Genomic DNA, 1,343 nt, shown 5'->3' on the forward strand with positions numbered 1-1,343 from the left:
TGCTGCTGCCGGACAGCGGCCGCGGCTACCTCAGCAAGATCTTCAACGACGAGTGGATGGCCGACTACGGCTTCCTCGAGGACAGCGGCCCGAGCGCCCGCGTCGCCGACGTCCTGGACGACAAGGAGGGCGGCCACATCCCGTCCCTCGTCCACATGCACCCCGACGAGACCGTCGGCCAGGCCATCGAGGTGCTGCGCGAGTACGGCGTCTCGCAGATGCCGGTCGTCAAGCCGGGCGCAGGCCACCCGGACGTGATGGCCGCCGAGGTCGTCGGCTCGGTGGTGGAACGCGAGCTGCTGGACGCGCTGTTCAGCAAGAGCGCCTCGCTCGACGACCCGCTGGAGAAGCACATGTCCGCGCCGCTGCCGCAGGTCGGCTCCGGTGAGCCGGTGGCGGACCTGATGGCCGTGCTGGGCAAGGCGGACGCGGCGATCGTGCTGGTCGAGGGCAAGCCGACCGGTGTGGTCAGCCGTCAGGACCTGCTGTCCTTCCTCGCCAGGACCGGCGCCTGAGGAAGCCGTCCCCGCGGCAGGGCGCGGGGAACTGCGCGCGCGACCCACGACGGCCCGCACCCGGGCACCAGGGGCGCGGTCGGTCCCGCGCGGGGGTGGCGGCCGTGCCCTTCGCGGAAGTGGTACGAGCACGTCACGCCCGCGCAGCACTCGGTTAACACAGCTCCGGCACAGTGGTGGATGTCGGCGGGACGGGAGCGGCTCCCCGTTCCGGCCGACGGCCACACGGCGTCGAAGGACCTCCGGAGCGGCTCCCGGACCTCTGAGGACGCCTGTGAAACGCACTACGCCCCCGTGCGGCTCAGTCCTCCCAGGCGTCGTCGTCCCGTGCGGAGCGACGGCCCCGGAACAGCCCCGGGTTGCCGCGCACGACCTGGACGACGTTCACGCCGACGATCCCCGCCCAGGCGGCCAGCAGGCCGGGCAGACCGGCCACGCCCCCGCCGATCGCGGACAGCGGCACCGCGAGCACCAGCGACACGATCCCGAAGCCGAACCGCTCGCCCCAGGAGTCCGTGGCCTTCGGCGCCCGCGCGTCCCGGGCGGACGTCAGCTGCCGCTCGGCCAGCTGCCGGCGCACCCGGCGCTCCACGGCGCCGTCGATGCGCTGGTCGACCTTCTCCAGGAACGAGTCGACGAGGGCGGACTCGTAGTCCTCGCCCAGTTCCCTGCGGGCCTGCAGGGAGGCGTGGAGTTCCTTCTTCAGCTCGGCGTCCCGCGCGTCCATTCCGGTCATGCCTCACAAGGTAGGCACGCGGGGGCCCGTCCGCACTGGGGGTAGCCCCCGTTCCCGTCCTGGGGCCGGCCGCCGTCGCTCAGCGCTCGCAC

At 73.1% G+C, this 1,343-nt stretch carries 2 protein-coding genes; one reads left to right on the forward strand and one right to left on the reverse strand.

The window, feature by feature from the left end; translation table 11 throughout:
- Nucleotides 1-515 (forward strand): CBS domain-containing protein (locus LPA54_RS32610; RefSeq protein WP_228984384.1); only part of this gene is annotated, 515 nt, incomplete at its 5' end.
- Nucleotides 516-816: 301 nt separating this feature from the next.
- Here the strand turns inward: LPA54_RS32610 and LPA54_RS32615 are convergent.
- Complete coding sequence (locus LPA54_RS32615; protein ID WP_228920246.1) at nt 817-1,242, reverse strand: hypothetical protein; 426 nt, start codon at nt 1,240-1,242, stop codon at nt 817-819.
- Between the last annotated feature and the right edge of the window lie 101 nt (nt 1,243-1,343).

Source organism: Streptomyces sp. DH12, assembly GCF_020873895.1.
GTDB lineage: Bacteria > Actinomycetota > Actinomycetes > Streptomycetales > Streptomycetaceae > Streptomyces.